This window comes from uncultured Pseudoflavonifractor sp., assembly GCA_904419835.1.
GTDB lineage: Bacteria > Bacillota > Clostridia > Oscillospirales > Oscillospiraceae > Pseudoflavonifractor.
This window is the reverse complement of sequence record CAJFTA010000026.1, coordinates 12871-31235: the sequence shown is the minus strand read 5'-3', so window position 1 is coordinate 31235 and position 18365 is coordinate 12871. Positions and strand designations below refer to the sequence as shown.

15 protein-coding genes and 1 pseudogene are annotated in these 18365 nt (G+C 64.5%); all 16 read right to left on the bottom strand.

The window, feature by feature from the left end; genetic code table 11:
* Positions 1 to 111: pseudogene (locus QZY67_RS06485) on the bottom strand (sulfide/dihydroorotate dehydrogenase-like FAD/NAD-binding protein); the annotation flags it as partial.
* 113 nt (positions 112 to 224) lie between these two features.
* Positions 225 to 1634: a serine dehydratase gene (locus QZY67_RS06480; protein WP_294533214.1), complete on the bottom strand. Its 1410-nt coding sequence runs from the start codon at positions 1632 to 1634 to the stop codon at positions 225 to 227.
* A 150-nt stretch (positions 1635 to 1784) separates the two neighbouring features.
* Entirely contained in the window at positions 1785 to 2663 is an 879-nt protein-coding gene (locus QZY67_RS06475) for an isocitrate lyase/PEP mutase family protein (RefSeq protein WP_294533211.1), read from the bottom strand.
* Positions 2664 to 2697: 34 nt separating this feature from the next.
* Positions 2698 to 4125 carry a glutamate mutase L gene (locus QZY67_RS06470; RefSeq protein ID WP_294533210.1) on the bottom strand — a complete coding sequence of 476 codons (1428 nt, stop codon included), beginning with the start codon at positions 4123 to 4125 and terminating at the stop codon, positions 2698 to 2700.
* A gap of 60 nt (positions 4126 to 4185) precedes the next feature.
* The gene (locus tag QZY67_RS06465) at positions 4186 to 5331 is read right to left on the bottom strand and encodes a PrpF domain-containing protein (RefSeq protein ID WP_294533207.1); all 1146 of its coding nucleotides are present in this window, start codon (positions 5329 to 5331) and stop codon (positions 4186 to 4188) included.
* A gap of 76 nt (positions 5332 to 5407) precedes the next feature.
* Entirely contained in the window at positions 5408 to 7267 is a 1860-nt protein-coding gene (locus tag QZY67_RS06460; RefSeq protein WP_294533202.1) for a cobalamin-dependent protein, read from the bottom strand.
* Between the two features lie 100 nt (positions 7268 to 7367).
* Positions 7368 to 7862: a 3-isopropylmalate dehydratase gene (locus QZY67_RS06455; protein WP_294533199.1), complete on the bottom strand. Its 495-nt coding sequence runs from the start codon at positions 7860 to 7862 to the stop codon at positions 7368 to 7370.
* A gap of 1 nt (position 7863) precedes the next feature.
* On the bottom strand, positions 7864 to 9054 hold the full coding sequence (locus QZY67_RS06450; protein WP_295369206.1) for an aconitase/3-isopropylmalate dehydratase large subunit family protein: 1191 nt from the start codon (positions 9052 to 9054) through the stop codon (positions 7864 to 7866).
* 16 nt (positions 9055 to 9070) lie between these two features.
* Positions 9071 to 11389: a xanthine dehydrogenase family protein molybdopterin-binding subunit gene (locus tag QZY67_RS06445; RefSeq protein ID WP_295369204.1), complete on the bottom strand. Its 2319-nt coding sequence runs from the start codon at positions 11387 to 11389 to the stop codon at positions 9071 to 9073.
* Positions 11386 to 11871, bottom strand: coding sequence for a (2Fe-2S)-binding protein (locus QZY67_RS06440; RefSeq protein WP_294533190.1), 486 nt, complete (start codon positions 11869 to 11871; stop codon positions 11386 to 11388). The genes QZY67_RS06445 and QZY67_RS06440 overlap by 4 nt, the downstream gene beginning before the upstream one ends.
* An 18-nt stretch (positions 11872 to 11889) precedes the next feature.
* Positions 11890 to 12759, bottom strand: a complete 870-nt coding sequence (locus tag QZY67_RS06435) for a xanthine dehydrogenase family protein subunit M (RefSeq protein ID WP_295369202.1) — start codon at positions 12757 to 12759, stop codon at positions 11890 to 11892.
* Positions 12760 to 12764: 5 nt separating this feature from the next.
* A complete protein-coding gene (locus QZY67_RS06430; RefSeq protein WP_294533184.1) occupies positions 12765 to 13691 on the bottom strand; it encodes an NAD(P)-dependent oxidoreductase in 927 nt (308 codons plus the stop codon).
* Between the two features lie 260 nt (positions 13692 to 13951).
* A complete protein-coding gene (locus QZY67_RS06425) occupies positions 13952 to 14569 on the bottom strand; it encodes an amino acid synthesis family protein (RefSeq protein ID WP_294533181.1) in 618 nt (205 codons plus the stop codon).
* Positions 14570 to 14657: 88 nt separating this feature from the next.
* Complete coding sequence (locus tag QZY67_RS06420; protein ID WP_295369199.1) at positions 14658 to 15512, bottom strand: hypothetical protein; 855 nt, start codon at positions 15510 to 15512, stop codon at positions 14658 to 14660.
* Positions 15513 to 17024 (bottom strand): 4Fe-4S binding protein, encoded by a 1512-nt coding sequence (locus QZY67_RS06415; RefSeq protein ID WP_295369197.1) that lies wholly within the window; start codon positions 17022 to 17024, stop codon positions 15513 to 15515. It lies immediately after the preceding gene.
* A gap of 84 nt (positions 17025 to 17108) precedes the next feature.
* The gene (locus QZY67_RS06410; protein WP_295369195.1) at positions 17109 to 18296 is read right to left on the bottom strand and encodes an amidohydrolase family protein; all 1188 of its coding nucleotides are present in this window, start codon (positions 18294 to 18296) and stop codon (positions 17109 to 17111) included.
* Positions 18297 to 18365 lie beyond the last annotated feature (69 nt).

Genomic DNA, 18365 nt, shown 5'->3' with positions numbered 1-18365 from the left:
CCGCAGAATGATGAACTGCCCGGGCAGGGCCTTCCGGGCAATCTTCGGCGCTTCCACTTCCAGCAGCGTCACGCTGGAATTCAGCTCTTCCTTGCGTACAATTTTTGCCAAAATAGTTCCCTCATTTCGCTTTCTCAGATTATGTACCGCGCCCCGGGGCGCGGGTATGGATATCCTGCGGAAGAGGGGGTTCTCCCCTCCCCCACAGGGATAACCGCCGTATCTCAGGGCTGGACCAGCACGATGCCCAGCCGCTTGGCCGCTGCCTCCGCCTCGGCCAGGGAGGGGCTGGCGTCCCGCAGGACCAGACGTCCGCCGCCCCGGTTGAGGGTGTCCACCATGCAGGTCATCTCGTCGGTGGTGATGGTGATGCGCTGGATGGCGTGCTCGGTGCCCTCCACGATCTCCACCTCGACGCCGTCGTCCCGGGTCATCTGGACGGACTTGTTGTACATCTGGTAGTCGGCGGTGGAGGCGCCGTATACAGCGCCCATCAGCACGCCGGGGATATTGATGGAGCGGCGGGCGAACAGCTCGGGGTAGAGCTCCACCCGTACCTTCTTAATCTTGCCCTTGGCCAGCTCGTGGCAGATGCGGGCGGCGTTGGTGGGGCTGCCCACGGCCTGGCTGCTGCCGCCGACCACGGCGTCGCCCAGGGTGTGGAGGATGTCGGCGGCGCCGGCGGCCAGCTGCTTGGCCTTCTTGGCGGCCTTGTCCATGGTCTCGGCCATCTTCTTGGCCTCGGCGTCCTTGACCTCCTGGCGGACCAGAGCCTCAACGGCGGGCTTGCGCTTGAAGAAGGGCTCCATGTACTCCACCACGGTGGGGACGATGTAGTGGCCGGACTCCACATGGACCTCGGCGGCCATGGCCAGCATGACGTCGAAGGGCACGTTGACGGTCATATCCACCTTCATGCACAGCCTGCCGGCGTACATGCCCATCAGGATGGCGCCGCCCACGTGGGTGGTGCACAGGGCGGGCACCAGCACCCGGGGGGTGCAGGGCACGGCGATGGTGGGGGACAGGGCCAGGACCATGGCCTTCTCCATCTGCTCGGGGGTGCCTCCGCCCAGGGAGACGGTGGCGGCGGCGATGCAGGCGGAGCCGGCGCCGTAGCCCTCCATGTTGCAGCCGGTGGTAACCTTGCCCACACGGAAGAGGCTGCCGATCTTCAGAATGAGGGCGGCGGTCTCGGCGATGGTCTTCTCGTCATAGCCGTGGACCATCATGGCCTTGATGAAGCCGGAGTAGGGGCAGGAATCGCCGGTACCGGCACAGGGGCGCAGGCCGATGCAGTGGTTGCCCACCTGGGCGCCCAGGGTGTAGAGCAGGGCGTCGTCCAGGAAGGGGTCCTCAAAGCACTTGGGGCCGGGCTGGGCGGCCAGCTGGGAGGCCACGGTGCCCAGCAGGATGCTCTCGCCGTCCTTCACGCCGATCTCCACGGCCTTCAGGTTGTGGGCGTATTCGTTCATGATCCCAGTGAGGATCTCCTCCCGGCTCAGGCCGGTGCGCAGCTCGGTCTCCAGCAGGACCACGTCCACCACCCGGGCGTCGTACTCCTTGGCGACGGAAATCATCTCGCTGACGGTCAGGGGCATTTTTTCCTGAATGGCGGATCTAATATCAGACATAGGCGTATTCTCCTTTTATCTCCCCGCAGGGCCGTTGCTGTTTAAATGAAAAAGATGCGGCGGTCCGGCGCGCCGGGCTGGGAAAACGATCCGCCGGGCACACCGGAACCGCCGCATACTCAGGGGGACTGCTTCAGGCTGCCGGTTAGATTATTTCACAACGCGGCCGGTGGCGTAGTTGGCCTCGATGGCGCGAATCTCGGGCAGGCCCACGATCTCATTGAACTGGGCGAAGGGGATCATGGTGTCAATGAGCGTCTCGGTGGTGTCATCCCGGCGCATGCCCTCCCACAGGTCGACCATGGCCTTGGTGGTGACGTAGACGGAGGCGGTGGGGTAGATGATCAGGTTGTAGCCGAACTCGGACAGCTTGGCGTTGGTGAACATGGGGGTGCGGCCGCCCTCCACCATGTTGGCCAGGGTGAGCACGCCGGGCAGCTCGCTGTTGATGCGGCGCATCTCCTCTTCGGACTCGGGGGACTCCACGAAGAGGATGTCGGCGCCGGCCTCCTTGTAGGCGTGGGCGCGCTCCAGGGCCTCCTCGATGCCGAAGACGGTGCGGGCGTCGGTGCGGGCCATGATCATCATGTCGCCCTGGCGGGTATCCACGGCGGCCTTGATCTTGCCCACCATCTCATCCTTGGAGATGACCTCACGGCCCACCATGTGGCCGCACTTCTTGGGCATGACCTGGTCCTCCAGCTGGATGACGGCCACGCCGGCCTTCTCGTACTCGCGGACGGTGCGCATCACGTTGACGGCGTTGCCGAAGCCGGTGTCGGCGTCGGCGATGACGGGCACGCCGGCGGCCTCCACCATGTTGCCGGCCCGCATGACCATCTCGCTCATGGTCATCAGGCCCACGTCGGGCTTGCCCAGGTGGCTGGCGGACTGGCCGTAGCCGGTCATGTACACGGCGTCAAAGCCCAGCTTGCCGATGATCTTGCCGGTCAGCATGTCGTGGGCGCCGGGGGCGACGATGGTCTTCTTGGCGGCAAACAGCTCGCGGATTTTAGTGGCTCCGTTCATGTTGATTCACTCCAAATCTAAATGATTGGCTCGTTCAAGCCTGATTGACATATTCCTTGAGGAAGCTCAGGGCGGCGTCGGGATAGTGCTTGCCCAGCACGCCCATGGCGTAGAGCAGGTAGCTCCGGTCCAGAATCACTCTGGGGGGATTGAGGGGCAGCAGGGAGATGCCCGGCTCCTCAAAGCAGCGCTCCACCATTTCCAGGGCCTTCTCCCTCTCCGAGTGGACGAAGATGCCGCCCACGCAGAGCACCTTCTCCACGTTGCGCAGGTCGCGGCCCATGGCGGCGCCCGCCATGATGCCCATGACCGGGTCGGCCGCCTCGGCGTAGTGGCCGGCGTGCCGCCGCAGGGCGGTGGAGATGGCGCAGGTGGCCATGGCCCGCTCCAGGGACTTCTCCCGCTCGTCCTGGGGGACGTAGTCCGGGTGGGCCTCCAGTTTGGCGGCAAAGGAGAGCACCTCGTCGGGGGTGACCCCGCAGTCCAGATCCATGGCCCGGATGATGGCCTTGGGGCCCACCGCCTCGGGGATGCCCGTGGCGCTGACCCGCAGGCCCAGGTTGCCCTCCACGGTGCGGTAGGAGAACTGCTTTTCATTGTTGATGACCAGGCCCCGCTCCTCAATGGCCAGCTTTTCCAGCTCGGGCAGGGCGGAGTGGATGTCGGTGGTGGCGCCGCCCAGATCGATGAGGATCAGCGACCCGATGCCGTCCTGGTCGTAGGTGCCCCGGGCCAGCAGCTCGCTGGCCAGCAGCACCGCGCCCGGCGTGGGCACCACGGTGGTGTCGGCCAGGCTGTCCCGGAAGGCCAGCAGGCCCTTGGCCCGGGTGATCTGCTTGATAAACTCCTCGTGAATGGCCTCCCGGGCCGGCTTCACGTTGAGGTCGTGGATGGTGGGCATGATGTTGGGCACCCGGACATACCGGATTCCGTTGCGGTCAAAGAGCTCAGCCACGGGCATCTGGGCGTACTTGTTGCACGCCACAATGACGGTGGCCCTGCTGTGGAGGGAGCAGATCATCTCTGCGTTCTCCATGGCGCAGGTCTCGTCGCCGCCGTCGGTACCGCCGGAGAGGAGGATGATGTCGGGGCTTATCTCCATGAGGACTTCCTTCCGGTAGTCCAGGGGCTCCTCGGAGGAGACCACCTGCATCACCCGGGCGCCGGCGGTCATGGCCACCTCCTTGGCGGCCTTGGCCGTGACCCGGGGCATGTAGCCCAGGGCCACCATCCGCAGTCCGCCGGCGGCGGAGCAGGAGCTATACCGCTTGCACAGCTCGTCAAACTCCACGCCCTGGGCCTTGATGGCCGCCTCGGCCTTGCCCGCGCCCTCCATAATGTCGTGGAGGGTGGTGGGCGACTGTCCCCGGCCCAGGAAGGTGAACCTCCCGTGGTCCAGCCGGAAGGCGCATGCCTTGGTATAGGTGCTGCCTACATCAAATACGATAATATTTGCAAGCATATTCTGGCATCCTTTTCACTCCCCGCCCGGCGCCGATGTCGCCGGGCGGGGACGGGAGAATCAGTCCTGATACTTGGCCTTTTCCAGCAGGGCGTAGCCCTCCATCAGACGGCGGGCGGTGCGGACAATGGCGGCCTTCTTGACGTTGTTGTTCTCATCCACCTCGGAGTAGCAGGGGATCATGCCGGCAGGGTGGCCGATCCGCACCAGCTCGGGGGGATTGTCGTTGTGCAGGACCTGGTTGACCAGGGTGCCCTTGATCTTGGCGGCCACGCCGGTGCAGACGGTGGCGGTGCCGGCATAGGTCTTGTGCAGCACCTGCATGAACATCAGGCGGGAGACCAGATCCACATCTTCCTTCTTGATGGTCCTGTTCTCGGGGGGATAGTAGTAATCCTGGGCCTCGGTGATAAAGGCCACCATGGGGAAGGCGGGGGAGTTCTTGGTGGCGTCCTCCAGGTCCTTGGCCATGCCGCACTTGACACAGGCGATGCCGCGGATCTCCTCCAGGTACTTCAGCAGCTCCTCATTGCCGTCGATCTCCTGCTGATCCTCGGTGCCCTTCATGCCCACGCTCTCGGCGCGGACGAAGATCACGGGGTTGGCGCAGTCGACGATGGAGGCCTCGATGGGGCCGCGGCTGGTCTCGATGATGTCCACCACGTTGCCGGTGGGCAGCAGCTTGCCGGTGGCGGCGCCGGCGGTGCCGGACATATCCATCTGGATGGGGGCGGCGGTGCCGGGCACGCCGGCGATCTCCGCGTCGCCGGTGACCTTGGCCTTGCCGTTCTCCACCATGACGTAGGACTTCATCAGCTTCTGGGTATTGGTCTGCCAGATTGTGACCTCATTGAGGCCCTCATGGCAGCGGACGATGGACTCGTCAATGGCGAAGGGGGCGACACCGGAGGAGATGTTGCCGCAGTTGCCGTTCCAGTCCACCTTGGCGTCGGTGATGGACACCTGGGCAAAGGTGTAGTCCACATCGGCGCCGGGCACGGAGCCGGGGCCGATGATGGCCAGCTTGCTGGTCAGGGGGTCGGCGCCGGCCAGGCCGTCGATCTGGCGCTTGTCGGGAGAACCGAAGATGCCGAGGATGATCTTGTCACGCTCGGGACCGGGCGCGGGCAGATCGTTCTCCTTCAGGAAAATGCCCTTGCTGGTTCCGGCGCGCATGATCACGCAAGGGATTCTGAACTGATCCATGATGATTACCTCCTATACGGCTTTTCACTGCGCTGCCGCCCCCGGCGGGAGCGCTCCCGCCGGGGAAACGGAACACTTACTTCTGCTTTTCTTCGATGAGCTTGGTGATGGTCTCCAGGCACTGCTCGGGGGTGGAGTCGGGGCCGAAGAAGGCGTCCACGCCCATAAAGCCCACGCCCTCCTTGGCGATCTTGTCCTCGTAGTACTTGTGCTCCTCTTCCTTCTCGGCAATGCGGCCGCCGGCCCAGACCACCACCTTGTCCCGGATGCCCAGCTCCTTCAGGCGGGCGCTCACACGGGGGAACAGGGTGACGCCCAGACCCAGCAGGTTGCTCACGCCCACGGCGTCGGCGTTGACCTCGGCGGCCACCTCGGCCACGGTCTCGGGCAGGTTCATGCCGCGCAGGTAGATGACCTCAAAGCCGGCGTCCTGGAAGGTCTCGCGGATGGTGTTGATGCCGTTGACATGGGCGTCGGCGCCCACGGTGGCCAGAACGATCTTCTCCTTCCGCGTGGGGGGCTTCTCCACGTGGACGGTGACGTGCTCCTTGGTGATGGGGCAGCGGGTGGGGTCCACGCCCAGGGGGGTGTAGCCCTCCACATAGCGGGTGATGCCGTCGGGGTCGCGGTTGGTCTTGACGAACCGCTTCAGGTCCCAGCCGCCGGCGCGGGGGGTGTCCATCTTGCCGCTCTTGCCGCCCTCCACGATGAGGTCGATGAGCTCCTCGTCGGTCCACTGGCGCCAGAAGTCCTCGGTCAGGCAGCCGGGCTTCAGGCTGCGGGAGGGCAGGTGGAGCACGGCCTCCAGCACGGCGAAGGCCTCGTCCATCATCATGGCCTCGTACTCGTCGATCTTGGGGGACTCGATGCCCGGGTTGTAAGTACGGCGGAACACGTCCTCGCTGGCCCAGATGGCCTGGCCCATGGAGTCGCCGGTGGGGATGCCCACGCTCTCGGCGGCCTTGGGACGGTAGAAGTTGGCGCCGCCCAGCTTGGCGGAGATGGCCATGCGGGCGAAGTGGGCCTGCTCGGCCACCAGATTGCCCGGCGGGCTCTGGAAGGTCTCGGGCACCACGATAAGGCTCTTGGAGAGCATATTGTGGCGGAAGGCCCGCATGATGGCCAGGTCGCGGTACAGGTTGTTGCCGCCCACGTTCATCTGGATGCCGCTCAGCTCCCAGGGCAGGCCGCCGTGGACCGCCAGGCCCTCGCTCAGCAGGCACATGGCGATGGCCATGCCGTCGGTGCCGCCGATGTTGTTGATGTGCTTGTGGGTGTCCAGCTGGGCAAAGATCTTGTTCTCGCCGCAGATCTGGATGGCCTTGTAGCCGTTGACCACCTTGGTGCGGAAGTCGTGGATGCCGCGGCCGCCGAAGTGGACGTGGATGACGGGGCCGATGTCGGTGCCGTCAAAGCCGGCGATCAGGGCGTTGAGGATGTTGATGTGGGCGGTATCGCCGGTGGCGTTGATGCGCACGGGGTGCTTGGCGCCGCCGCCCATCTGGATGAACTCCCGCTCGCCCTTGGGGGTGATGCCGCCCTTGCCCCGGGACTGCTCAATGAGCTCCCGGCCCTTCAGGGGGTCGATGTGGCGGGTGGCCTCGGAGTGGACAAACTGGAAGATGGTGTCGTTGTACATGTCGGCGTACTTGTACATCTCACAGGATTCTTTCCAGGTCTCCTCCGCGGTGTTGCGGCCCAGGATGGGGTTGAGGCAGGGCACGCCGGTCTCCAGCGCCTTCTGGCCCAGCTCATAGATGCGGTAGCCGCTGCGGACCACGCCGGCCACCTCGCGGGGATAGGGGGCGGGCAGGCCCACAACCTCGCCGTTCTCGTCCAGGTCGGGCATCTCTACGCCGAAGCAGTCGGCGTAGGCACGGATGGTCTCGATATCTTCCTTAATGATTCGTTTTGTTCTCTCCTGCGGGTCTTTCATCAGCATATCACCTTGTTTCCCGATTTTGGATATTCTTATTGATACAAATTAGCAGCACCGGCTCCGCCCCACCTGAGGGCAGAGCCGGTCGGGTACGCTATTACCCCTCAATTCCCAGCTCGGCCCGGACGCGGGGAATCAGCCCGCCGTACTCCAGGGTCTTGCGCACGTTTTCGGACAGGGGGTTAAACTGCTTGACCTCACCGCCCACGGTGACGGTGCCCTTCTCCAGATCGGCCTCGATGACGTCGCCGGTCTTCAGGCCGTCGGCCACATCCGCCACCCACACGGGCATGCCGATGTTGATGGCGTTGCGCCGGAAGATGCGGGCGAAGCCCTTGGCGATGACCAGCGCCACGCCCACCTGCTTGAGGGCGATGGGGGCCTGCTCGCGGGAGGAGCCGCAGCCGAAGTTGCGGCCGGCCACGATAATGTCCCCCGGCTGGAACACGGACTTGAAGTCCAGACCGGCAAGACCGGCCATGGCGAAGTTGCCCAGCTGGTCCATGGGCTCGGCCATGGCGTATCCGGGGAGAATCTGATCGGTGTCCACATCGTCGCCCAGGACGATGACTCTGCCCTTGATGGTATTCATGTCAGTCCTCCACCTCCGGAACGGTGATTTTGCCCGCCAGAGCGGTGGCCGCGGCGGTGGCCGGAGAGGCCAGGTAGATGTTGGCCTTCATGCTGCCCATGCGGCCGGGGAAGTTGCGGTTGGTGGTGGAGACCACCACGTCCCGCTCGCTGGTCAGGCCCTCGTGGGCGCCGAAGCAGGGGCCGCAGCCGGGGTTGAGCACCGTGGCGCCGGCGTCCCGGATGATCTTGCACCAGCCCCGCTTCTCCATCTCGTCCAGCACATCCCGGGAGGCGGGGACAATGAGGGTATTCACGTCGGGGTGGACCTTCTTGCCCGCAAAGGCCTTGGCCACCTGCTCCATGTCGTTGATGCGGCCGTTGGTGCAGGAGCCCACCACCACCTGGGTGACGGGGGTGCCGGCCACCTCGCGGACGGGGACCACGTTGGCGGGAGAGAAGGGCCGGGCAATCTGGGGCTCCAGCTTGCTCAGGTCCACCTCCCGCACCTCGGCGGTGTCCGGCTCCAGAGCGGTGGTGCCGAAGATGGTGATCATGCTGCCGATCTCAATGCCCATGTTGCACACGGTCATCCGCTCGGCAACGGAGAAGTCCTCGATGCCCTCGCCGGTAAAGAGGAGGGCCTTGTCCACCAGGTAGTCGGTGCCGAAGACGCTGCCCAGGTACAAAATCAGGTCCTTGCCGAACACGTTGGCGGGCTTCTTGCCGGTCAGGTGGATCTGGACCACCTGGGGGACCTCCAGGTCCAGCTTGCCGGTGGCCATGGCGGCGGCCAGCTCGGTGGAGCCCACGCCCACACCCAGGACGCCGTAGCCGCCGCAGGTGCCGGTGTGGGAGTCGGCGATGGCGATGAGGGCGCCGGGGTTGGCTCGGTGCTTCTCATACATCAGCTGGTGGATGACGCCCTCGCCCCGGTGGTAGAGGTGGACGCCGAACTCCTTGGCGAAGTCGTCCATCGCCCACACGCTGTTGCGGGCCTTTTCGGTGGCGGCGGGGTAGATATGGTCCACAATCAGGACCACCCGGTCGGGGTCAAAGACCTTTTTGACCCCGATTTCCCGGAACATCTTGATTGCGATGGGGGCGGTCACATCGTGGGCCGCCACGTAGCTCACCCGGCAGGACAGGTCGTCCCCGGCGTGGGCCTCCTCCACTCCGGCAGCTCTGGCAAGGTATTTTTCAATGCAGTTCATGGAAAAACCTCCGTGCTTATTTCTTATAGAGCTCCCGCATAATGTCCAGATGCTGGATGGGCAGCTTGCCGAAGCGGATATTCAGCGCGTTCTCCACAGCGTCCGCGGTGGCGGGGATGGTGGGGATCAGGGCGGGCTCGCCCACGCCCTTGGCGCCGAAGGGGCCGGTCTCGCCGGTACCGCTCTCCACCACGATGGGGTAGATCTCGGGCACATCCATGGCGGTGGCCAGCAGGTACTTGGAGAACATGGGGTTGGTGATCCTGCCGTTCTTGGTCTCGATCTTCTCCAGCAGGGCGAAGCCGATGCCCATGGCCACGCCGCCCTCAATCTGGCCCTCAACGGCCTGCTTGTTGACGGCGGTGCCCACGTCGTGGGCGGAGATGACGTTGAGCACGTCCACCAGGCCGGTCTCCACATCCACCTCCAGATCCACGACGGTGGCGGCGTAGGAGTACACCTCGAAGGGGATGCCGAACATGGTGTCGGCGGACAGTCCTGTGGTCTTGGGGTTATAGGAGCCGCAGCCCAGGGCCAGCTTGCCCAGGCGCTTCATCTCGCCCATCAGCTCCATATAGGACATCTTCACGCTCTCATCGTCAGCGGAATAGATCTCGCGGTGCCTGAAGATCAGCTTCTCCTCCGGCACATTGAGGAACTTGGAGGCCACTTCGGCCAGGGTCTTCCTTGCCATCCGGGCGGCCAGCATGGTGGCGGAGCCGGAGATAAAGGTCTGGCGGCTGGCGGAGGTGGCGCCGCCTTCAGGGGTGACCTCGGTGTTGGCGAAGGTGACGTGGATGTCCTCATACTCCAGGCCCAGCTCCTCGGCGGCAATCTGGGCCATGGCGGAGGTGGAGCCCTGGCCGATATCGGCGCAGCCCACCATCAGGTTGACGCTGGCGTCGGGCAGAACCTCGACAAAGGCGCCGGCGGGGTTGGGCAGGCCGGTGTTGCCGATGCCGTAGTACATGCAGCCATAGCCGCGGCCCCGGCGCTTGTTGGGGGCGGTGGGCACGCAGGGAGGCAGGACCTCCTTGGCCTTCTGCTGGACGGCCTCCAGACACTGGAGGAAGCCCACGTCCTCACCCAGGGTCTGGCCGGTGGGGGTGACGGTGCCGGGCCGGTGGGCGTTGATTTTGCGGATCTCAATGGGATCCATATTCAGAGCCTTGGCCAGGGCGTTCATCTGGCCCTCGTGGGCCACGGCCACCTGGGGCACGCCGAAGCCGCGGAAGGCGCCGGCCATGGGGTTGTTGGTGTAATAGAAGGTGGCGTCAATTCGGACGTTGGGTACCTCATAGGGGCCGGCAGCATGCACCACGGCGCGGGTAATAACGGCGGGGCCGTAGGAGGCGTAGGCGCCGCTGTCGCTGAGCAGGGTCGCCTGCACCGCAACCAGCTTGCCGTCCTTGGTGGCGCCGGTCTTGTAGTGCATCTTGAAGGGGTGGCGCTTGGAGGAGACCATGGTGGACTCCTGGCGGCTGCGGACCATCTTCACCGGGCGGCCGGTGTAGTAGGCCAGCAGGGCCAGGTGGCACTGGACGGAGATGTCCAGCTTGCCGCCGAAGCCGCCGCCGGTGGTGACCTGGACGGCTACCACCCGGTTCTGGGGGAAGCCCAGCATGGTGGCGATTTCGCCGCGGTCAAAATGGGGGTTCTGGGTGGAGCTGTATACAGTGACAATGCCGTTTTCATAGGTGGCGATACCGGCATCCGGCTCGATGAACATGTGGGAGAGCATGGGGGTCTCATAATCGTTCTCAATGATGATGTCGCACTTGTCCCAGGCCTCGTCCACGTTGCCGTGCTCCAGGTGCTTCTTCTGGTGGATGTTGTTGACCGTGCCGTGGACAATGGGGGCGTCCGGCGCGGCGGCGTCCTCAATGCTCAGCACAGGCTTATACTCCTCGTACTCCACCTTGATGGCGTCCAGGGCCTCCTGCACCAGCTCGGGGGTCTCGGCGGCCACCACGGCGATGGCATCGCCGTAGCGGCGGATCTTGTCGTCCACCAGCACGGGCTCGTCCTTCAGGATGATGCCGATGCGGTTCTTGCCGGGGATGTCCTTATAGGTGCGCACGGTCACCACGCCGGGGATGGCCAGCGCGGCGGACGCGTCAAAGCTCTTGACCACGCCATGGCAGATGGTGCTGCGGAACACGCCGCCATAGAGCATGTTGGGCAGTTCCATATCGGCGGCAAACTTGGCCTTGCCCGTAATCTTCTCCATGGTGTCCTTTTTGACCACGCTCTTGCCCAGAACAGAGTACTCGTGCTTGTTGGCGGCGGAGACGATCAGGTTGCTCTTCTCCTTTACAGCAGTCTCAGGTTTCATGCCTCGGTGCCTCCCTTCGCGTCGCGGGCCATCTCCACGGCCTTCACAATCTTGGTGTAGCCAGTGCAGCGGCAGAGGTTGCCGGACATGGCGCGCTGAATTTCAGCCTTGGTGGCGTGGGGGTTCTTGTCCAGCAGGGCCTTGGCGGAGAGGACCATGCCGGGGGTGCAGTAGCCGCACTGGACGGCGCCGGCGTCCACAAAGGCCTGCTGAATCACATCCAGGCTGCCGTCCTCCTTGGTCACGCCCTCCAGGGTGACGACGCTGCCGCCGTCCACCTGGCCGGCCAGCATCAGGCAGGAGGTGACGGCGTTGCCGTTGTAGATGACGGTGCAGGCGCCGCACTCGCCCTCGCCGCAGCCTTCCTTCACGCTGGTCAAGCCCATGTCCTCCCGCAGGAAGTCCACCAGGCGCTTATTGGGGTCGGCCATGACAGAGACGTCCTGGCCGTTCAGGTTAAAATGAATACAAATCTGTTCCATAGTTCGGATACCTCCTGCTCAGGCCAGGCCCAGCTGGCTGAGAATCTGGTCATAGCACCGGCGGGCCGCGCCCCGGACGCCCTCACGTTTATAGACCACCGAGGGACGGGTGGGAATGGCGGCCTGCACGGCCTCGGTAAAGGCGGGCAGGGTATCATACAGCACGCCGGTCTCCAGAGGCTTGCCCTTGAGGAGCTCCTCCAGCTCGGGCGCGCGCATGGGGTGCTTGCTCACGGCGCCCAGAACGACGCGGCAGTCCTCCACCTTGTTGTCCGCAGTGCGCTTGACGTAGATGCTGACAGCCAGCACCACAATGGCCAGGGACTTCCGCTTGCCGATCTTGAAGTAGCCCACCGCCTCGTCGGGGCCCAGCGCGGGGAACCGGGCCTCAATCATCAGCTCATCGGGCCGAATGGCGCAGTTGCCGGGCCCCTTGTTGAAGTCCTCGATTGTCATAATCCGGTCGCCCTTGGCGCTGCGCAGCACCACGGAGGCGCCCAGGGTCACCAGCGTCGTGGGGGAGTCGCCGGCCACAGAGGCGTTGACCACGTTGCCGCCGATGGTGCCCAGATTCCGGATCTGGGGAGAGCCCACGTGGATGGCGGTCTCATACAGGGCGGGCAGCTTCTCCTTCACATAGGGGTTGTTCTCCAGGTCGGTGAAGGTGGTGAGGGCGCCGATTTTCACCATGCCGTCCTCTTCCTTCACATAGCGCAGCTCGTCCAGCTTGCTGATGCTGATGACGTGCTCGGGGGTCTTGTGGCGCTCGTTGAGCTCAATGACAACGTCGGTGCCGCCGGCGACCACAGCGCAGCTGCTCTGATATTTGTCCAGCATCTCCACAGCTTCAGCCACTGTGGTGGGGGCGTGATAAGTAAAGGGCTTCATTGGCTTCAGGCTCCTTTCTGCGCTTCGGCCTCACCGTGAATTTTCGCGCCGGTCAGGTCCTCCCAGACCTTGACCACGGAGGACATATCCTCCCGGCCCTGGCCCTTGGCCCGGGCCATCTCGTACACCTGGACGGCGGCGGCGGTCATGGGCAGGGGCACCTTCTCGTCCCGGGAGGCCTCCAGGGCCAGGCCCAGATCCTTGTACTGCAGATCCACGGCAAAGCCGCCGTTGAACTGGCCGGCCATGATGAACTTCTCCAGCTTGGCGTCCAGGGCATAGCTGCGGCCGGAGGAGACGGAGATGACCTCCTTCATGGTCTCCACGGACAGGCCGCACTTCACGCCCAGGGTCAGGGCCTCGGCCAGGGCGGCCATGTTGCAGCCCAGCAGCAGGTTATTGACCATCTTGATGGCGTCGCCGCCGCCGGCCTCGCCCACGTGGTAGATGTTCTTGCCCAGCACGTCGAAGATGGGCTTGACCTTGTTGAAGGTCTCGTCATCGGCGCCCACCATGATGGTCAGAGTGCCGGCGGCAGCGCCGGACACGCCGCCGCTGACAGGCGCGTCAATGTAGTGGATGCCCTTGGCGCCGGCCTTTTTGGCCATGGCCTTGGTGCTGTTGGGGGCGACGGAGCTCATGTCGATGATGACGGTGCCCTCCTTGCAGTTTTCAAACACGCCGTTCTCGCCGCACATGGTGCCTTCCACGATCTTGGCGTTGGGCAGGGAGCAGATGATGACGTCCACATGACCGGCCATCTCTCCGGCGGAGGGGTGGCCGATGGCGCCCTTGCCCTCCATCTCCTTCACCGCGGCCTCAACCACGTCAAAGGCGTGGACCTCATAGCCGGCGCTCAGCAGATTGCTGGCCATGGGCCGGCCCATTGCGCCAAGACCGATGAAACCAATCTTCATTTTCATGCACTCCATTCTATTTCGATTTATTGATTCCCTCTGTTCCGATCAATCGTCCATTCACAGCTGTGCTCAGACCGTTGGGAACGATGGTTCTTCACTTTGAAACCGGATTCTGCCGGGGGAACCGGCATTCTCAACGGTCCGAGCAGACCTCTTTGACTGCGTTCAATCTAATCATACGTCTCGGAATCTCTTTTCGGAAAAGGCCCCCGACCAGCGCCATTGGGTCGGTCGGGGGCCTTTTTCAAGTCTCTTTCAGTTCACCTTGCAGCTTAGTGCATGCCGTCCTCGCACTTGGCCTCGGACTTCTGCAGGCCGCCGATACGGCCGACGCCGTTCACAGTGGCGTGGGGACGGCCGCCGTCGGCCAGAACAACGGCCATGACGATCTCGTCAGCCTTGGGGGCGTCGGGCACGCGGACCTCGAAGGAGCCGTAGTGGGTGCGCACGAAGGCGGCATCCTTATAGTGCAGGGAGATGTCCAGGGAAGCGCCGACACCGGCCACCTTCTCGTTGGAGGGGATGATGGACTTGCCGCCGCCGATGGCCGCGCGGATGGGCTTGCCGGCCTTGGGGTGCAGCATAGCGGAGGAATGCTCCAGCTCGCCGTCAGTGCCCACGATGCAGCCCTTGCCGTAGGTCTCGACGTTCTCAGCGCCCAGCAGCTCGGCGCCCTTGCGGGCCAGCAGATCGCCCAGATACTCGCCGTACTCGGTCAGCTCGCTCAGGTCCTCCTGCCACTTGCCGGCATAGGGGTTCTTGATGACGGCGGCCACGGAGACGGTCTTGATGGACTTCTTCTCGCCGTTCTCGACGGGCATATCAGCGCCGCCCTCATAGAAGACCTCTTCCAGGTTGGTTACGATCTTGCGGATTTTGGGCTCTTTCATGGCAAAACACTCCTTTAAATTTTTGAGGTATTTTAATTGGAAAGTTTTGACCGGTTGGGGGAGCTGTCCGGCTCCCTGCCGCTCCAACTTATCTGTCGCTGAGAATTTTTTCGGGGTCAAAGGTGGCCGTCATGCCCTGCACCGCCGCCACGCAGGCCCGCAGGCCGCCCCGGCGGTACTGGAGCTCGGCCTCGGCCAGCACCTGGTCCAGGGCCTTCCGCTTCTCCGCCTCGGTCAGGGGGTCCACCGCCGTGACAACCGTCAGGTCGGCGATGTCACTGTCCGGGTCCAGCTCTGCCGCAAGGCAGGTATGGACGGCGGGCGAGTCGATATAGGAGCGGTCGGCCAGGAGGGTGGCCAGGGCGTCGGCCCTGGCGCAGCGGGCGGAAAACGCCGTCACGCTGCTGGCGATACCGGTGGTCAGGCTCCGGCCGCCCAGCCCGCTGGTGGCTACCCCGCCGATCCCGTGCTCCGGAAGGAGGCGGACCACCCGGTCCACCCCGCTCCGGTTCAGGTCGTACAGGATGCCCATGTCCAGCTTCTGACCGGGGGCCAGGCGGAGGGCGATGTCGCCGCCGTTGTTGGCGGTGACTTTTTCCGCCCCCTGCTCCCAGAGGAAGTCGGCCACAGCGTCGGACATGGCTCCGGCCACCGCCGCCATGGGCGTCAGCCAGGGATCTCCGGTGGCAAGCACCGCGTCGGCCATCTGGCGGGCCGTACCCGTCAGGGCTTCCGGGTCCACGTGGGCGGGGTAGCGGCGGAGCATGTCCAGCGACTGGCCCAGGGTGCGCAGATTGCGTTCCACAACCTCCGCAGCCGACGCGCACAGGGCGCTGTCACCCGCTCCGTTCCGTACTGCGGTGACCACCATGGACACGGGGCCGTAATCGAAGTACACCTGTCCCGGCGCCAGCTCCCGGACCCAGTCTCGCTCTGCCGTCATTTACTCGCCAATCTCCTTGCGGAGCTCGTCGATGGGCTTGACGCAGTTCATATGGCCGCCGATGGCGTCGTAGTCGGCCTTGGTCATGGTGTACTCCACCGGGGCCACAGTGGCGGGGGTGGGCACCCAGGTCACGCCGTGGCGGACCATTTTGCCGGCGTCCACAATAAAGTCGATGCCGCCGCCGGGCAGGATGTAAGTAGGCGCGCCGCCGATGGTGAGGACAGCCTTGCCCTCGTGGACGGCCTTGGTGATGGCCAGAGGCTTGGAGCAGACGCCGCCGCGGGCGCTGCCGCCGGTGCCGCCGGTGTACATGACGCTGGTCAGGGACTGCTCGCAGTTGTTCATAATGTCATCCGCCAGGGCGGTGGCCTTGTCGGTCATGGGGATTTCCTTCACGTCGCCGTCGGCCTGGACCTCAAAGAGGGCGCGGATCTCGCCCGTGGTGTTGAGCACCAGGATCTGCATGCCGGCGTGGGCGCGGGTCATATCCACGCTCTTAATGGCGTCCCGGGGGGTCTCGATGGTGGTGCCGCCGATGCCGGTGCCGTGCTCGCCGAAGTAACGGCCGCGGGAGGACTTGCGGGCGTTGGGGATCACGCCGGACCACTCCATGCCCACATCGGCGCCGGCCAGGTGCTCGGTGAACAGGCCCACCACGTGGTGGTCGATGACGATGCACTCGTCAACGGCTTCCTTCATCTTCTTGGCAAACAGGCCCACGGTAGCGCTGCCGCAGCCGATGCGCATCTTGGACTCCTGCACGCCGTTGATGATGGGGGGCTTACCCTGCTGCACGACAACCTTGATCTTCTTGTTGACGGACAGCTCCACCTGCTCGCCGTTGGCCAGCTCGGTGATGGTGCGGGCCACGATGAAGCCGTCGGGGCCGGTCAGCTTGTTGGCGCCGCCCACAGCGATCATCTTGGAGCCGTACTCCTCGGTGTTGACCATGCCCACCAGCTTGCCGTCACGGTAGACGGGGTCGCCTTCCTCGCCGATGTAGGTGTTGGTGTCCAGCTTGACCACAACGGCGGAGTAGCTCAGGGGAGCCTCGGTCACCACGGTCACCACTTCCACGCCGTCCCGGACGTCGGAGACAATGTGGGGCGCGGGACGGATGCAGGGGTAGTTGGTGCCGGCGCCGACGGCGGTGATAATGGGGCCTTCCAGGCGCTTGTCAGGATAGACAACCTCGCTGCTGGGGGTCATCTCCAGCTTGCGGTTGCGCACCAGCTCGCCGCCTACATTGGTATAGCGCTTGCAGGCGCCGGTGTGGCCCAGAGGCACACGGCACTGCACGGAGCAGTGGGAGCAGATGGCGCAGTTCTCGCTCATCTCAGCGGGCTTGGAGATGGCGCCGAACTTACACACGCGGGTGCACACGCCGCACTCGCAGCACTTCTCGGCATCCACAACCGCCTTGCGCTCCACCACGTGGACCGCATCCAGGGGGCAGTTCTTCTCGCAGATCATGCAGCCCTTACAGGCTTCCAGGTTCACAATGACCATGAATTGTTGAGCCTCCTCTGTATCATAGGCCTGCCGCCCGTATACCCTCTGCCGGGCGGCAGGCTTGTGTCATTTCTGTTCCGCTTACAGGACCTTGGCGGGACGCTTGCAGGGAGGCGTGTTGCGGCTCTTGGCAGCCTTGACCACGCCGTCCACCATGATGATGCTCAGGCCGGGGATATCGCCGCACTCGAAGGCCTCGACGGCGGTGTTGGCCACAGAGCCCATGGGGGCGTCCAGGAAGATGAGGTCGGCCTCACGGCCCACTTCGATCATACCGGTGTTCAGCTTGTCATACACGCGGGCGGCGTTGCCGGTGGCCATGCAGACGGCGATCTCGCCGGGGATGCCGGAGATGGAAGCCACCTGGCAGATGTTGCGCAGGATGCCCAGGGGGATAATGCCGGTGCCGGAGGGAGCGTCGTTGCCGAAGATGATGCGGCCCAGCTGGCCCTTCTCCTGGGCGCGGCGGGCGACGTAGTCGGTGACCTTGGGGTTGCCGCACTGGACAATCTCCATGGCGAAGTCGGTCTCGTCCATCAGCTTATCCACCTCGTGCAGGGGGATGGCGGTGGGGCCGCCGTTGATGTGGGAGATGACGTCGGGCTTGGTGGCCATAACCTGGGCGGCGGTGACGGTGGAGGAGCCGGGGATGGAGGTGCCGCCGGTGTGCATCTGGACCTTCATGCCGTACTTGTGGGCCCACTCGACCATGGGAGCGGCGTCCTCGGGCTGCTTCACGCTGCCCAGGCCGATCTCGCCGACGGTCCAGACGCCTTCCTTGGCCATCTCGGCGAAGTCCGCCTCAGTGAGGCCCTTCTCCAGGATGACGCTGCCGCCGTGGACCTTCACGCCGCCGGGCTTCAGAGCGTCGAAGGACTTGTGGGCCAGAATGGCCAGAGCCTTGGTGCCGGCGGGATCCTTGGGACGGCCGGGGGTGTGGCACTCACCGGCGGAGATGATGGTGGTCACGCCGCCGTGGAGCTCGCCCTCAATGAAGTTGCTGGCGAACTGGCGGTGAGCATAATCGCCCAGGCTGGTGTGGACGTGCGTGTCGAACAGGCCGGGGGCGACAGTGGCGCCGGCGGCGTCGATGACAGTGCCCTGCTCCACCTCGGCAGCGATCTCAGCAGTGGAGATAGCAGCCAGGGCGTCGCCGCCGATAGCCTTGATCTTGCCGTCGGCAATCAGGATGGTATCACCCTCAAGGACAGGCTTGTTGATGTCACCGCTGAGGATGGTGCCGATGTTCTTAATGACTGTCATGCTCATTGTGAAAACTCCTTTCATCTTTTAGCCGGTGCTGAATCGGCGTTTTACCATTTTTCATGACGCGCTTGG